The organism is uncultured Photobacterium sp., from assembly GCF_947502415.1.
Lineage (GTDB): Bacteria > Pseudomonadota > Gammaproteobacteria > Enterobacterales > Vibrionaceae > Photobacterium.
In genome coordinates, this window is record NZ_CANMZV010000025.1 from 18,344 (window position 1) to 33,097 (window position 14,754).

The following is a 14,754-nucleotide window of genomic DNA, read 5'->3' on the forward strand; positions in this document are numbered from 1 at the left end:
TATATAGAAATCAGTTCTTGAGAGACGATTTGATACGCTTAACAGTAGAACGGCTTTTAACCGTCACTTTAACGATCTCTGAGATTGAGAAATTTCCATTCAGAAGTAAATCAACGACATCCTGATGCTTTTGATGGAATTCAGATTGAGTTAGGACCGTCCCTCTCGGCCGGCCAAATGTCGCACCTGATCGTAATCGACGGGCGATTCCTTCTTTGCTTGCAGCCTTACGTTTATCCTCGTATCGCCAGCGTCCGGAAGCGATAAAATTCTCTGCTTTATTAAAGGGGGGTGACTGTTTAGCCAGTTTAGTCAGATCTGACTTTAGTTTTCGTAAGACGGCAGGGGTAAGTTGTAGATACTCGGTATGGCTTGCGAGATCAAAACGGTGGCTGGCATATCGGTGCAGAGCATACTTCTCGACAAAACCCGCCATCGGCACAACACGAACGACCTGGGCAGATACTGACTGTGATAGTGCTTGCTCGACATCGCCTTGGGTTTCAGCCAAACGCTCCAAAACATCCCGGGATGTCCTTCCGATCTTGAAAATCTGTTGCCCACAAGAAGTGTTGAATTCAAATAAGTACAGACTCGCATTGAGAAGTCCTTGTTGCCGATTGAATTCAATCTCATACCAGGCGCGATGTTTCAAGCCATCAGAAACCTCATGCTGCAAAGTTTCCACTCTGCTTTGCAGCTGATTTCGCATCCATGCAGAAAATGCGGCCAAGGGCAGGGCGCCAACTACAATCTTGCCAGTCTCACTATATTCGTGATTCAGCGCGTAATGGTTATATTTAACAAGGCCGTGTTCAGCTAGCGATATAGTACGCTTACCCCTGTAGACCTGCGGATATTTGCTATCCGGCCGGTAGTTTTCGCGTAGCAGCTCAACAAGCTCTAGCGGGTAGTCTAGATGAAAGTGGTGCCAACCTTGGATCTCAGGAACCTGGATCATCGATTCATGACAAGTTTGACCATCGTGCCGGAAGTGATGCGCCATTTTCTGGCCTCGTACGGCTATGAGCGGGCAGCTGCAAAAAGGGCACTGTAGCTTAGTCTTACCTGATGGCACTGAGCTTATATGCTGTAGCTCTTCATTAACAATTTCACGCCCAAAAGCCAGATAAACACTCATGATTCAATACATACTTTTTTTTGATTACCACTGAGTCTCAGCCCCTATTAGCTACACTTAATTGATAGTGTGTTGAGAGGTGCTCGTAATGGCAAAGAATAAGGTGCAATTCCAAAAAGGCATTTCAATACATAAGTTTATATCTATGTACGGAACTGAAGAACAATGCCAACAACGATTATTTGCGATGCGATGGCCTAATGGATATCAATGTCCTCAGTGCAGCCACGATAAGTATTGCCAGTTAAAATCACGCCCTCTATATCAATGCAACCGTTGCCATCACCAAGCTTCGCTAACAGCTGGCACTTTGTTTTCGGCCTCAAAATTGCCATTAAAAATTTGGTTTTTAGCTATTTACCTTTTAACACAGGAGAAGAATGGTATTTCTGCATTGGAGCTATCACGTCAACTGGGTACTTCCTATAATGCGGCTTGGCGCATTAAGCACAAGCTCATGCAGGCGATGAAAGAATTTGACGATAAGACGCCTCTTGATGGTTACATTCAATTGGATGATGTTTACTGGGGCGGCGTTAAACGCGGTACAAGAGGACGTGGCGCGAAAGGTAAGCGGCCTTTTGTTGCTGCCGTTTCTATGAATGAGAAGGGACATCCAATAAAAATGCGCTTCAGTGCTGTTGAAGGCTTTAAAATCAAAGAACTAACAGCTTGGGCTAAGTCCCATTTACGGCCTAAATCGTTGGTGATTTCTGATGGTTTACCTTGCTTTAAGGGCGTTGAGCAAGCAGATTCTTTTCATCACGCTATCGTCACTGGCGGAGGAGCATCAAGTGTGGAACTTCCGTACTTTCAGTGGGTTAATATCATGATCAGTAATGTAAAAAACTCAATGCATGGTACTTATCATGCTATTGGTAAAAAACATCTGCCTCGATACCTTGGTGAGTTTTGCTTTAAGTTCAATCGGCGATTTAATCTTGAAACACTGCTGGAACAATTGGTTTTCGCTAGTATTCAAGCGGCACCGATGCCCCAACGGTTACTTAAACTAGCTGAGGCTCGATGGTAATCAGATACTTTTTTGAACCCACTAACCATCAGTATAAACAGACCTCAAATAGGGTTCAAATAAGTATGGTCACCAAACCCCATATACAGTGCCAATGAGTGCCAAAGGTGAAATTTATATGTTACAGCGCTCATATTGCTAGTTAACTTTGGTTCTGAAACGCTTTTTGAAAAGCATCTGCAATACAAGAGTTACCACCCCGCTTTTGCTTCGTCTGAGCGATAGATTTGGCTTTTTGTGAAGGGCTTAAATAGTTTTCGCGCTGATATGCTTTTAGGTTTTTAAATGTGCATAGGTGATCGTTATAGTTAAATAAGTCAAAATCTATATCGAACCACTTTGAGCTTTGAGTCTCCTTTTGTGAAATATATACATTCAGCTTATTAAGCAATAAATGATCTAATGCTTTTTGATAAACCATTTCACTTAAATCAAATATTGTGAAAATTTCTTTTCGACCTACTCTACCTTTCAAGAACGCATAGTGACCGTCATGGTTGGGTAACTCAATTTCTATAGACTTCAGTTTCATTCCAGGTGTCTTTCGATGAATTACCTTACCTTTAACAACATGAGACTTTGAACCATCATGTAATTCAAAGGAAATCCCCAAGTCATCAAGTCGCCCTTGAACTAAAAGACCTTTCACTGAGTGATAATTAACCCTCATTGTTCTCATTTTCACTGAAGACAGCGAGAACTGTGCTGTAATATCGCCAGAATAGACAGTCACCTCAATTCCCTTTGGTAATCCGGTGCCAACGCTCACCTTTTTTACCTTTTGTATTTTGAAGGGCTGCCAATTTTCAAGTTTCCATCGAGGAACTTTTTGTAGTTCTCTTAGAGATTCCCTTTCCCCAGGTTTGAGCTTTTTCGGTTGTTCATGAGAAGTACAAGGGTGCTTAAGCCAGGGAGGCCCTAGTTCTTCGAAATACACTCTCCCACCATTTGGGTGTTCATAGTAAAAAACAAATTGACCACAAACTGGACAACGCACATTAGGAATAGTAAATGCTTCGAAAGTGCAATAATGCTTTTTGTCGAGGAGTCGGCTTGAATCGTACTTACGAAGAGACCTTACAGGCTGATAATCATAGGCTTCTGAAACATTTATCGGAATAACTTTCCCATTAATCGTACGAAAGATAGTGACCATATAATTCCATTTAAGTAGTAACGAATAACATAAACTACATAATGGCACTTCTTAAACATAAATAAACTTATCAAGATCGAATTATTTAAAACTCACAAAACAAATATAATCAAATAGGTTGCTTCATATTTCAGGGTTTGCCAAATATAACCTTTAAATTATGCAGCTCACAAGCATTAATTATTCACACGGTTTAAATAAAATGCCTAGCATTTGATTATTTTAATTTCCAATCTTTCCCTTTAATTAATGCTATTTTTCATGCGCTTTATAACAGCATTCTAAAGAACTGAGCAATAAGAAATAGGTTTATTTTGAAAAGACGGTATTTTTTAATTTTTAAATGAAGAAAATAATTGTTGACTTATATGAATCTAATTTATATCTTAATTAGCAAGCCGCCTATTTTGAAAGCATAGCTTTTATAATTGCGGCTTTATTTCATTTAAACAACAATTATTGGAGACAACTAAATGTTAAACAAAAAAGTTCCTATACCCGTTCTAATTTTAATTGTAGCAGCCACAATATTATCTTTCATAATAAGTTTGTTTTTTATGGACTATAAGCATGGTGCTTTAGATGACATAAAGAAATATGGCTTATGTCTAGAAACTAAACAAACACCATCCCAGATGGATAGTTGCGTGGAATTTATGACGCAGTCAGTACCTAAGGCCTTCGATAGTAATAAAGAAAATCCACTCTCTCATATTAAAGTAACGAATGAACAATTCATTAAGTTGTACAACGACATTCAATTTGATCGAAAAATTAGAGGTTTTAAGCCTCTACCAAGCCTGGAAGAGCTGACTCATGGCAAACTACATAGCCAAAGCTAACCAATCTGCCTGGTGTCTCTGGCACCAGGCTTTTCCTATTAACCACGCCCAATCACCCTCAAAAGAGCAAGAATTAAAAGTGTTACAGCGTCACACGCTCACATTTGCCACTGGTAATTATTATCTTATATAATACCCGTTATAACAGATAAAACCGTATTTTCAGCGCTTTATGTCAGATATTGATAACGATTCTCATCTTCCTGCATTACTAAAATCAGGGACAGCAATCAGTCACCGCGTTAGTCGAATCCGTGACAATGTCACTAATCCGGCGCTTAGTTACATCAACTCGCTGGCTGCGACAAATACCACAGGTGGCCGTGCCAATGCTCGGTTTATGCTCGAAAGATTCTGCCGGTTCCTGATCGGTAATTCGCTGGCCAAAATGGATTGGTTGTTATTGCTGACAAACCCAGAACTGACCGAACGCGCCATTGCGGGCTTCCTTCATTACAAAGCCCAGCAAAAAGCCTGCTATACTGGCGCCAAAGTTGACGCCGACCAACCCTATATCAATATGCACCTGACGCCGGTCATAGAGGGAATTTCTGCAGTAGCCCGGTCAGCTGTTGATGCCGGACAACTGACTGAGTTGCAGCAAGAACTATGGCTTAGCCGCCTGTCAAAATCAGATCTGAGTGAAGTAGATCCACTGGAATATGGCTGGCTTTCGGAGTCAATTCCTTCTTTTATACCGTCAATCACCGACGATGAAATCAGCCTTACTGCCCACCAGGCCCTGGAAGGATTCAGTGCTTTTTGTATCACCTCTTGTATCCACCGCTTTGATTGGGATGGCCTGCTGACAGCGCCTGTTGTGAAAGCGACCATGAGTGAATACCTTGCTCAAGGTGTTGTTTTAAAAGGTGAAAAAGAGAGGGATTACAGTCCTGCCACTGCAGATAATTTGTTTAGAATGCTCAGAGGAGTCGCCGAACACCATTGGCTGGCAGAGAACATCAGTGTCGAGCGCCTGCAGCGGATTAAAGCGATCAAGCTCCCTCGGGGCTCCCGTAAATCATCGGGCCGGTATATCAGTTACCAAGAACTCGATAACATTTTAGACATTGCCAGCACCCACCTTAATCCACTTCGCGGAATTCGGGACCAGGCTATTTTTACTATGCTGTACGACTCCGGCCTGCGCCGCTCTGAAGCTGTCTCGTTGTCGCTGGCTAACATCAACTGGGAAGAAAATTGTTTTACTATCATCGGTAAAGGTAACAAGGAACGTAACGTATATTTTGACCCGGAAGGTGAGATGATTGACAAGCTAAAGGCTTGGCTGTCGGTGCGAGACAGTATCGTATCTGAAGGGGCAAACCTGGCAAAAGAACCGGTTTTTTGTGGGATTTCGAAATCAAAAGTGCCGACTGGTAAAGCAATCAGTACTCAGACGATTAATGATATATGTAAGTGGGTGACGCAAAAGGGTTTTCATCGACAAATTTCCCCCCATGACTTCCGACATTCGCTGGCGACCAACCTGCTTAGCCAGGGTTACGATTTGCTTTCGGTCAGTCAAGTGTTGGGCCACAGCTCCTTATCTACCACGCAGCGCTATGACCAGCGAGGCGAAGAGGCATTACGACAGACGATCGTGAAAAGAAATTAGCAAAAAAAAACCTGCCAGCGGCAGGTTTAATAATTTCAGTTAGCAGTTATTACATAATGCTGCTTTCGTGGTGGAAACGACGTTCAACAGCAGCAATTTCACGCTGTGTTTTTTTGTTCGTCGTATCCCAGTAAGATTTAATGATTGTGTTTTATTGTCTTGTATATTTATAAAAAATGAACACATCTAAACCCTAATTCATATATTGAATAGGGTAATTACACGCTGATTAGCAGTTATTTAGTATGAATAGTTAATTAATTATTTAGTTGGCATATTTAAAGTTATAGTGCATTACAGCACAAAAATAATGCCGACCTATGGCCGGCATATTACATATCTAGGCAGCTACAGCTCCTATCACTCTATACTCATCAATAACCTGAGAAATTGGCATATAACTGACATCATCAACGTTATCTTTATCATGCAACATGATAACGCCATTACCGTTGGTCTGTTCCTGTTCGTCGTGAAGTACCAGCAACTGGTATCGTTCATCCACCAGTCGCACCTCACCGGTTTCAGGCTGATAAACTGCCAGCGCAGGTTCAACATCATCACCACCTATCCAATCTGGAGCGGGATGTTTCACTGCAGATACTGTTACTGTCTGTAAATCACAGCACGCTAACAGCGCTTCACCCATAGACTTCCCAACAGCCTTAAAAACCGGATAGCAAACACCTTGACCAAGAATCTGATGTGCAACGGTGTCGCTCAGATTCTTAACAAGATAACCTGGCACACCTTTAACGGCACAGTGCTCCTTCACGGTCAGCAGCCGGCTCAACGAAGGATCTGTCGGATGAACAATAAAGGGCTCAGTGCTGCGAGCTTTCATATAGTCGCGTCCGATTGTACCGCAATGACCTTCAGAACCTTTTAGAAGCTGACGGGCAAATCCCTTACCAGCCGCCTTATCCTTAATGGCTTTGTCTGCCAAATAATCATACGTTTTCCAACGAGGATCATTATCCGGGATGGACTCCAAGATATCGGATAGCTGTGGTTCTTTCTGGCGTAAAGGTAGAATATTGTCCATATCCATAGAACCAGCCAGGCCTTTAGATACAGCAACCATTGCCATTCGCTCCCTTCTCTCAAGGCACCCATAGTCGTTGCCATTAAGTACCCGGTCCTGAATAACATACCCAAGTTGATTCAATACTGACTGAATTACGGCGTAACTAGAAGTATTACGGTAATCGGGGACGTTTTCTACTACGATCACAGCAGCATTTGTTGCTTTCATAAACTGTAGAAAATTGAAGAACATAGCACCTGCAGCAGTATGCTCCTCGGCGAACTTCAATTTGTTCTTGGCTTTCCCTGAACGGCTTGCTCCAGTACAGGGAATTCCGGCCACGGCGATCTCAACATACGGCGTCTTATCGCCGACATAGACCTGCTCGATCGGACTGTTAATCAATACCGAATCTTCAGTAAAGATCTTGCTATTGTAATAGGCACTATCAAGGTACTTTTGCTCTGTTTCGATAGCCACAGAACAATAAGAGGATACCCCAGATAATGCCAGGCCATCGTGAACAGCCGTATCAAGAACAGCACCGCCGGTAAAAAGTGACATTACGGAAAGGGCTTCACCCTTCTGTAACTTCTCCTTGAGGCGCCGTTCCCGCTCGATGCGTCTGCATTCCTGCTCGTGGGCTGTGACAACCAATTCATGTCCACGAATTGCGACCCTGAGCGTTTCTACACCAGCAAAGATGTCGGCGAGCTCGTCAAAGCGAAGTTCGATCAGTGGCTTGGTCCGATTGTTCATTGAACGCTTGGACACCCGAAAGCTACCATTTTCAGTGATCTTTACACGAACATCGCTATCACTGAAGATGACTTCATAAGCCATACCTGGCTCAATACCTTCTTTCGACAAGCATCCGCCTTCGAGCCAAACACGCCTTTTACCGCGGTTCTCACCAAGCTTTGTATTAATTAATGTAGCCATAAGGTTTCTCCAATTAGGTTGGAGAAACAACATTCCCCAGGAGGGAAATGTCATTTCCCCCGGGGGTAAAATAATTAAATTAGCTGTTGAGCGAGGCAATAACTTCCTGTGCTTCGCCAATGACATTTTGACAGGCTAACTTGTATGCCTTATCAATGTCGTTCACCGACTCACAGTAATATTCTGCCAATAACACACCACATTTGTGTGCACTGACCATCAATGTTTGCCCACCACTTTCCGCAATGAGTTTCGCTTTTAGCAGTAAGCCGTTTGTGTTTGTTTCGATCATCTGCTCTGACTTACTCATTAGCTTTTCGGCTATTGATACACTCATATTTCCCTCCTCAGTGCCAGGCTGCTTTCAGTATATTGACGACTTCCTTGCAGCTGATTGAGGACTTTCCAAGCCTGCCTAAAATTACTGCGGCATCAATCCAATAGCCGGTATGGGGGCATCGCGCTCGGATTTTGTCTGCTTCAACAGCATCAATCACAAAATCATCAGGCACCGTCTCCCATAGGTTATGGTTGGTACTGACAGAGCGGTAAAACTTTGGAGATTTAAGGTCATATATATTTTTCGTATGGCCTTCGTCCATGGTTGGTGCGTCAATCAAAGATAATTCATGCTCAGGTAGGCTCATACAAAAAGCTACCGAGGTCGCAATTGTCTTAACATCTTCACCAAACATTTGCCTAATAGATGTAGGCAGGTTGCTGTCTATAACGATCATAATGATTTCTCCAGATTAGTTGGGGTATAAAAGGTGGGATAATTGAGAATATGCTTCTCAGGGCGAACGCTTTTAAGGCGGCTGCAATTAACTGTGCAACGGCAGGGGCCGATTACCATCGATGTGAATTTGATGGATTATCGTGTTATTCGGTGTTGATTGTAGGTAGAGAACGGGGCGTCATTATCCGTTAAGCAGGTGATATTGCCTGTTTGATTACTAATCTGATAAATCTGTTATATCTGAATAGGAAGGGGAGCGTTTTGGTCCAGAGGCAGGACCATCATGGTCCCACCTCTTTTCCATGGTACATTACTGCTGACTTTCAAGGATGAAAATCACCACCGGTATAACTACCGCTAACATTTTAAGAAATGCCAATAACATACGCGCCTCCCAGCTCTTTGAGCTTTCACGGAAGGCTGTAACCACCTCGCGGCTCCTTAGAATTGCCTATACCTAGCAAGGGTTTCCAACGTGTTCTTTGGGATTCAGCCTCCTCTTCGGTTAAGGACTAGGAGTTGATTAGGCTCCATGATAGGTCTTAAAGCATATGAGTTTGATCAGCTCTCATGTTTAAGGTTGCCGAAGGGTTTTGCCTACTAAATCACACTGTTGGTTCAAGAATTATAGACAAAACATCGAACACAAAACAATCGACCCCCTCACATATGGAACTCATTTAATTGGCAAAAGCGAACCAAATCGAATACTATTTAAATGTGTTCTTTGGGGTTCAGCCTCAAGGTTATTTGAAATGAAGCTGATTACTTCATATTCAAACCTTCCAGAAAGGCCTAAGACCGCTTATCTTAGTAACCATTCTGATAAAACTGCCGCTGAATAGCGGCTTTTTTATGTCTGAAAAACAGTAACCGGCTTTACCAGCTAATGCTTGAAATCGATATTACGAGAATTCCGGAAATTGGTCGATCGTCAATACTCTGGATATTATTAAACTCCCAGGAGCCTGAGATTCAAGTGATTACCAACGTTGAAGAGCGACGATAAGGCAAAGTTGGGAGTATTCGCAGTAAATTTCTGCCAACTTTCTATGTACAATCTGATATGTGCAAGAAAAGTCAGCATACATGTTTAACACAAAACAATAAGTTAGCCATTTATGTGCAACGCTCTAACCTAAATAAATTGCAATAAAAGCTAGCAAAAAAAGGTTAATAATTACCATCTGTGGGCACATAGGTAACGATATATCTATATATGGCGCTTATGCTAACTTAGCCTGCATTTTATGCTAACTATTACTGCATGAATCACAATCGTCATTAGATATATCTTCTGAAAGAATTTCTTTCGTCTGTTGCCACGCGTTATTCCACTGATCGCGGTAGAATAGCTGGGTAGCAATAATGTGTCCCCTAGTCATTCCCTGATATTCGTACAGCTCATTGATAATCTCATTGATCACAGGCGGAAATGCATCAGGTTCCATTCCGTGGATGTTAAGCCGCGACTTGTTAGCTGCCGAACGTCCAGGCTTATTGAATACAAGGCGCTGAGCAAGAGCGATTCCACGCCCGATGACATGCTTGGCAAGTTGGTTTGCCACTGCAGGTGTAATGTCGTCACCATACCTATCTACACGGGACTGTAGGTGCCAAACATGAACTTTGGCCTGCAATGTTTTTGATGCCGCTGAGCAGCGTGCCCCACAGCGACCGGTGATCACTTTAAACTGGTTTTTTACCCGCTTTTGCTCATCTTCATCAATCTCATCTTCATTAGAGATATCCAGCTTGATCTTGCCCTCATCGAGCTTGTAATCAAATTCCACACTTTCGCTCTGAATTTGATCAATCAGATCTTGAAGTAACCGGTTGTAAGCGTCGCAGACACGCGAGTTGTACTCATCAAGGAACTCCCGCGGGATTAGGCCATCATCCGGCATAGGGCAGCTAGCTTCAATAACCGGTAGATTGTCACGCATTGTCTTTTCCTTGACTAATCATATAGATAGAACACCATACTATAGCCACATTAGATTGATAAAAAAATACCATTTCAAAATTTAACTACCTTAGTCAATATATGTATTAGGGTTTTTATGGTCATAAAAATCAAAAAAACACATACAATCATAAACTTTCGCGTGCTTAAACCCTATCGTACATCCATAAAAGATGTATTACTTCAGTATCCATAAGGAGGCTGACCAATGACGACATTCCAAAAGTTTCACTTCGACGGCCGGCAGGCGATAGACAATGAAAGTGGATTACCTATTATTGTTGAGTTAAATGAAGATCAGCTTGTTCATATTGTCGGTCCAGTATACAGAGAGCCTGGAGAGGACAGCTTCATAAGATGGTTGCTTCTTGGCTAGGCTCCCTGAACAACTAAATAGATCCATTGTATGGCCAGGCTTTGTGTGCTCGCAAAAAGGAGTCAAATTCTTCTGATGCCGGTGGTTGAACATAAAACTCACCAAATCGATTTGTCAGATATGGCCATAATTGCGAAGTTATACCCTGCCTACGGTATAGCGGTGATAGCCAAATCCAAGCTAACTGCCAATCAAATTCAGCATCTTTGTATTCAGCCCTTGCAAAAGCGACTGCCCCCAATTGCCTGCCGTCAGAATCAACAATCAGAAAAGCTAAAGCTTCACTTCCACGAGGCATTGTCCCAGGAACTGAAGACCATGGCGCTGAGTCGTACCGCCTCTCTTTTGCAAGGGCCCAGGCACAACCATACACCCTGTCATTCAGCCACTCAGGAGTCGCAGAGTCACACCCGGGAACCTCGATAACCCCTTCTTTTGAAGCCATCGTGGCTAACAGGGGGCTCGGTTGGGCATCAACAATAGCTAACCGCTTTTTATGATGCTTGTCATGTACCTGTTCGTCTTCTAGATTACCTTTAACATAAACATAACCACATTCAGTACAGTCCCTCTGTGCCCTTTGACCAAATACCTTAGTCAAAGCTTCTGCTGCAGTCATATTCCTTTTCACGGCTGTCATCCTTTGATCTTCCAGAGACGTCTGCGATTAAAATACTGAGCGTTTATAGTCAGGCTGATTTTTTATAACCACTTTAAATCACAGAATAAATAACACATATCCACTGTTTTTGGGGATAACCGTGTTTACTTATCGTCAGTATTTCTCAACGTAGTGAGTTCCGTATTAAGTTCTTCAACTTGAGATGTTAGCTGCTCAATTGTCGAGCCTGCTTTCCCGAGTTCATCATGGCTTTTGGCCAGATCATCACGGCTTTTAGCCAGATCATCATGGCTTTTTGCTAGATCATCACGGCTTTTGGCCAGATCATCAGTATACATTTTTAGGGTCGAAGACAGGTTTGTCTCACGTTCACGAGTCATATTTAACTCATAACGTAAGTCGCTGACTGTCTGCTTAGTATCTTCAAGGTTGTTTGCCATGACATCCTGTACAGCCAGTTTACCTTGCGCTTCAGCCAAGTCGCGCTCAACACTTTGTAGCTTGACAAGTTTCTTCTGCAGCTGGCTGTTTTGATCTTTTTCAGCATCAAGCAGTTGCTGAAGATTGCCATTTTCTTTCTTGGCTGACTCGAGTTTCTCTTTCTCTGCAGTCAGGTCTATCTGGCTCTGGCTAAGCGACTTAGCAGTCTTACCATGCTCGGTAATTTCATCGTTATGATTTTTATTGGCCTGTTTCAAATCATCTCGTAGCTGATCAATTTCATCACGCAACTGAGATTCAGTATTTCCAGCTGATTCCAATTGCTTGTTAAGGCCTTCTATTTCTTCGTCTTTAGTATCCAGATCGCCTTGGTGCGCTTCATTAATTCCCTTGAGCTTTTCTTCCAAGCCTTCATTCTTTGCTTCTAGTTTGGAGATTGTTACGGCACGACTTTCCAGTTCTTTATTCAGGTTATTAATCGTGTTGCCAAGATCCAGCAGTTTCTCGGCTTGCTGCTCATTAGCCGTCAATACTTCTTCTGCCAGCTGTTCAAGCTCTGCCCATTTTAGCTCTACCGTCTGCTGGTGCACTTTCATCGTGGCTTCAGTAGACTCCTTTGCAGCAGCCCACAGGATTTTCATGGCGCCTTCTAGGGCATCTTTACCCGCTTGAGGAAGTGTAACTTCATCGGGTAATTGAGCTTGTTTTGCTTCTTGTCCGGCTTCAGATTCTTCCCATGCTCGAAGGTGTTTCTGAATCGTCGAGAATGAACCTGCCCCTAACAATTTATGCAAACGGATCGTGGTCGGTTTCTCACCTTGTGACACGATGTTATTACAGAGTTCGAATATTATCTCTTCACTGACTTTGGGCGCGACCATTTTCCTAAAATCCTATTTTACATAAAGGGTTAGTAGGCAATAAGTATATATTGATAGTCAGGAAATTGGAAGAATTTACAGTAATTACTGTAATTACTGTAATTACACCAGATAATTACAATACCGACACATTTACTCATCCAAAACCATAAACAGGAATATTGCAGCCAGCTATAATAATCTACTGATATTAAAAGAGAAAATGAGACAGATGTAAAACAGACAAACAGCATCTTGAGTGGTTGATCGAAGACTATTTTACTATCATATCTACCTTCCCCAGCCACCGTGACACGGTAACGCACATGGTCATTTTTTCGATGCAAAGTTAACAAATCCTCAACTCCGGATTTCAAACAGCGAATAGCGAAGCAATACAGGGGGCAATAGAAAGTAGGATGGATAGATCTTGGATAGGCTTTCATAGGGCTCTGAAACGGAATGTTTCTTAAACGGCCCAGTAAAGCGTTCGTGATGGTTAACTGGACCGTTTATTCCCCTACAGATGGATTATTATATTTTTTGTGCTTCTATCAGTGCTTTCATCCGGTATGGAAATTCTGTTAATGAGCAGTCATGATCGACCATGTGTAGAACTTTAGCCAGGTTGTGCGCCGTGACTATATGTATCTGAAAGTCAGTTGTCATATTTTTCATGAGCACGGATTCAGGGCTATTTAAGCGCAATAACTCATTGAAAACGGAAAGCAGTTGTTTTTCTAGGTAATTGGCGACAACCGGACCGTAGCCTTTCTTCTGTAATTTGCTCAACGGGGCTTCGGATATGCCAACGGACCAGAGTTGAGGATGATCATCAGGGTTCAGGTTGTCATAATTACCGAAATCATTTGGCTGGCGCTCCAGCATGTCTTCTTCAAGAAACGGTAAAGACTGGCTCATGATTTTGGCCGGGTAAGCGAAAAGACCTGTCTGTTTGGCATCTCTGTATAGTTTGCTGCGCATTGCTTGTGCTCTCGATAAAAACGGAGCCTCAAAGCCTTCGTTGTCGTACTTTATCAAGCCATCAATATGCCGGAGCCTTGATTTTGCATTTTCCGCAGCTTGTTGGAGCAGTTCCAGTTTGCTGGGATAACCTAATGACGGCTTACCCCGTTGCGACTTTGTACGAGCCGTGAATGGATCAAGGGGTTGCTCGTGGTCACACACATTATGAGATTTCCACATGACTCACCTCTCCTTTTGGGTGTTGGGTAGTTTGGCTCCTCTGTAAAGAAGGGATACATCAAATAGGCAGAATGCTTAGGTAATGACTAGGTAAACAAACCGGTGAAGGAAACAATAAAAAAACAACCACGACCTGCAGAACAGGCCGTGGTTGGGGTTAAAGTGGTGTGATTATCCATGATGTGAAACGCGGTGCTGACAATGCGACTCGCTTTACTTGCTCAAAAGTGGTGTCGCGATAATCCTTTGAATATTTTCCATAACTTAGGCGGAAATCGCCAAATTTACGATTTTTCATAGCCATGAGATTTCTCCAGTTTTTTGGGGTTAATGAATAGCGCTTGAATACGGCCGGCTAGTCATCAGTTTTAGTTCGCTGTACCGGTTAGCCATATCGATGTACTTCTTCGATGTTTCCTTGTAGTAACCGGCTAGTTCAGCATTGAACTCATTGGTTTTTTTAAGCTCTTCATTGAAAAATTTCAGAATGTCGTTGAATGACATCTTCTGTTCGTCGCTGAGAGTTGAAATGAATTGCTCTATTTGAGATTGGAAAGGATGCATATAGCCTCCTTGAGGGTTGTTGAAACTGACGCGTTTCAGGGCGGGCGCTTATAGCGGTTGCTAGTGCCTGAGCAACGACAGGTCCAAAACCCTCAATGGTTGAGTTAGCCAAGAATGGTTGGTTTTGATTGGTGTGATATTAGTTTGGGCTTTATTGGATGGTAGAAGGGCTATTAGTCAGAACAAATTGCTTGTTTGCCCAAATTAACGTAAATGGGAAG

The 14,754-nt window shown here is 42.7% G+C and carries 14 protein-coding genes; 3 read left to right on the top strand and 11 right to left on the bottom strand.

The window, feature by feature from the left end; genetic code table 11:
- Positions 1-10: 10 nt before the first annotated feature.
- Entirely contained in the window at positions 11-1,141 is a 1,131-nt protein-coding gene (locus Q0852_RS19885) for a GIY-YIG nuclease family protein (RefSeq protein WP_299021196.1), read from the bottom strand.
- 88 nt (positions 1,142-1,229) lie between these two features.
- On the opposite strand from Q0852_RS19885, the gene Q0852_RS19890 reads away from it, so the two are divergent.
- Complete coding sequence (locus Q0852_RS19890; RefSeq protein WP_299021198.1) at positions 1,230-2,174, top strand: IS1595 family transposase; 945 nt, start codon at positions 1,230-1,232, stop codon at positions 2,172-2,174.
- 142 nt (positions 2,175-2,316) lie between these two features.
- Here Q0852_RS19890 and Q0852_RS19895 read toward each other — a convergent pair whose 3' ends face one another.
- Complete coding sequence (locus Q0852_RS19895; RefSeq protein WP_299021200.1) at positions 2,317-3,330, bottom strand: hypothetical protein; 1,014 nt, start codon at positions 3,328-3,330, stop codon at positions 2,317-2,319.
- A gap of 473 nt (positions 3,331-3,803) precedes the next feature.
- On the opposite strand from Q0852_RS19895, the gene Q0852_RS19900 reads away from it, so the two are divergent.
- Both Q0852_RS19900 and Q0852_RS19905 read left to right on the top strand, forming a co-directional pair.
- Positions 3,804-4,172 (top strand): hypothetical protein, encoded by a 369-nt coding sequence (locus Q0852_RS19900; protein ID WP_299021203.1) that lies wholly within the window; start codon positions 3,804-3,806, stop codon positions 4,170-4,172.
- A gap of 172 nt (positions 4,173-4,344) precedes the next feature.
- A complete protein-coding gene (locus Q0852_RS19905; protein ID WP_299021205.1) occupies positions 4,345-5,790 on the top strand; it encodes a tyrosine-type recombinase/integrase in 1,446 nt (481 codons plus the stop codon).
- A 340-nt stretch (positions 5,791-6,130) separates the two neighbouring features.
- Here Q0852_RS19905 and Q0852_RS19910 read toward each other — a convergent pair whose 3' ends face one another.
- The 9 genes from Q0852_RS19910 to Q0852_RS19950 all read right to left on the bottom strand — a co-directional run bounded on the left by Q0852_RS19910 (position 6,131) and on the right by Q0852_RS19950 (position 14,533).
- The gene (locus Q0852_RS19910) at positions 6,131-7,759 is read right to left on the bottom strand and encodes a DNA cytosine methyltransferase (protein ID WP_299021208.1); all 1,629 of its coding nucleotides are present in this window, start codon (positions 7,757-7,759) and stop codon (positions 6,131-6,133) included.
- A gap of 79 nt (positions 7,760-7,838) precedes the next feature.
- Complete coding sequence (locus Q0852_RS19915) at positions 7,839-8,096, bottom strand: hypothetical protein (RefSeq protein WP_299021210.1); 258 nt, start codon at positions 8,094-8,096, stop codon at positions 7,839-7,841.
- A 10-nt stretch (positions 8,097-8,106) separates the two neighbouring features.
- On the bottom strand, positions 8,107-8,496 hold the full coding sequence (locus Q0852_RS19920) for a hypothetical protein (RefSeq protein ID WP_299021212.1): 390 nt from the start codon (positions 8,494-8,496) through the stop codon (positions 8,107-8,109).
- A 1,255-nt stretch (positions 8,497-9,751) separates the two neighbouring features.
- Positions 9,752-10,444 (bottom strand): hypothetical protein, encoded by a 693-nt coding sequence (locus tag Q0852_RS19925; protein ID WP_299021215.1) that lies wholly within the window; start codon positions 10,442-10,444, stop codon positions 9,752-9,754.
- A 409-nt stretch (positions 10,445-10,853) separates the two neighbouring features.
- Positions 10,854-11,471 carry a GNAT family N-acetyltransferase gene (locus Q0852_RS19930; RefSeq protein WP_299021218.1) on the bottom strand — a complete coding sequence of 206 codons (618 nt, stop codon included), beginning with the start codon at positions 11,469-11,471 and terminating at the stop codon, positions 10,854-10,856.
- A gap of 134 nt (positions 11,472-11,605) precedes the next feature.
- Positions 11,606-12,784 (bottom strand): DNA-binding protein, encoded by a 1,179-nt coding sequence (locus tag Q0852_RS19935; protein WP_299021221.1) that lies wholly within the window; start codon positions 12,782-12,784, stop codon positions 11,606-11,608.
- A 513-nt stretch (positions 12,785-13,297) separates the two neighbouring features.
- Entirely contained in the window at positions 13,298-13,969 is a 672-nt protein-coding gene (locus Q0852_RS19940; protein WP_299021223.1) for a hypothetical protein, read from the bottom strand.
- Between the two features lie 157 nt (positions 13,970-14,126).
- Positions 14,127-14,273: a hypothetical protein gene (locus Q0852_RS19945; RefSeq protein ID WP_299021224.1), complete on the bottom strand. Its 147-nt coding sequence runs from the start codon at positions 14,271-14,273 to the stop codon at positions 14,127-14,129.
- A gap of 23 nt (positions 14,274-14,296) precedes the next feature.
- On the bottom strand, positions 14,297-14,533 hold the full coding sequence (locus Q0852_RS19950; protein WP_299021226.1) for a hypothetical protein: 237 nt from the start codon (positions 14,531-14,533) through the stop codon (positions 14,297-14,299).
- Positions 14,534-14,754 lie beyond the last annotated feature (221 nt).

What these genes read in the sequence shown, in the direction of transcription:
- Q0852_RS19885 (WP_299021196.1), bottom strand. Translation starts at nt 1,141, where the DNA reads ATGAGTGTTTATCTGGCTTTTGGGCGTGAAATTGTTAATGAAGAGCTA.
- Q0852_RS19890 (WP_299021198.1), top strand. Translation starts at nt 1,230, where the DNA reads ATGGCAAAGAATAAGGTGCAATTCCAAAAAGGCATTTCAATACATAAG.
- Q0852_RS19895 (WP_299021200.1), bottom strand. Translation starts at nt 3,330, where the DNA reads ATGGTCACTATCTTTCGTACGATTAATGGGAAAGTTATTCCGATAAAT.
- Q0852_RS19900 (WP_299021203.1), top strand. Translation starts at nt 3,804, where the DNA reads ATGTTAAACAAAAAAGTTCCTATACCCGTTCTAATTTTAATTGTAGCA.
- Q0852_RS19905 (WP_299021205.1), top strand. Translation starts at nt 4,345, where the DNA reads ATGTCAGATATTGATAACGATTCTCATCTTCCTGCATTACTAAAATCA.
- Q0852_RS19910 (WP_299021208.1), bottom strand. Translation starts at nt 7,759, where the DNA reads ATGGCTACATTAATTAATACAAAGCTTGGTGAGAACCGCGGTAAAAGG.
- Q0852_RS19915 (WP_299021210.1), bottom strand. Translation starts at nt 8,096, where the DNA reads ATGAGTGTATCAATAGCCGAAAAGCTAATGAGTAAGTCAGAGCAGATG.
- Q0852_RS19920 (WP_299021212.1), bottom strand. Translation starts at nt 8,496, where the DNA reads ATGATCGTTATAGACAGCAACCTGCCTACATCTATTAGGCAAATGTTT.
- Q0852_RS19925 (WP_299021215.1), bottom strand. Translation starts at nt 10,444, where the DNA reads ATGCGTGACAATCTACCGGTTATTGAAGCTAGCTGCCCTATGCCGGAT.
- Q0852_RS19935 (WP_299021221.1), bottom strand. Translation starts at nt 12,784, where the DNA reads ATGGTCGCGCCCAAAGTCAGTGAAGAGATAATATTCGAACTCTGTAAT.
- Q0852_RS19940 (WP_299021223.1), bottom strand. Translation starts at nt 13,969, where the DNA reads ATGTGGAAATCTCATAATGTGTGTGACCACGAGCAACCCCTTGATCCA.
- Q0852_RS19945 (WP_299021224.1), bottom strand. Translation starts at nt 14,273, where the DNA reads ATGGCTATGAAAAATCGTAAATTTGGCGATTTCCGCCTAAGTTATGGA.
- Q0852_RS19950 (WP_299021226.1), bottom strand. Translation starts at nt 14,533, where the DNA reads ATGCATCCTTTCCAATCTCAAATAGAGCAATTCATTTCAACTCTCAGC.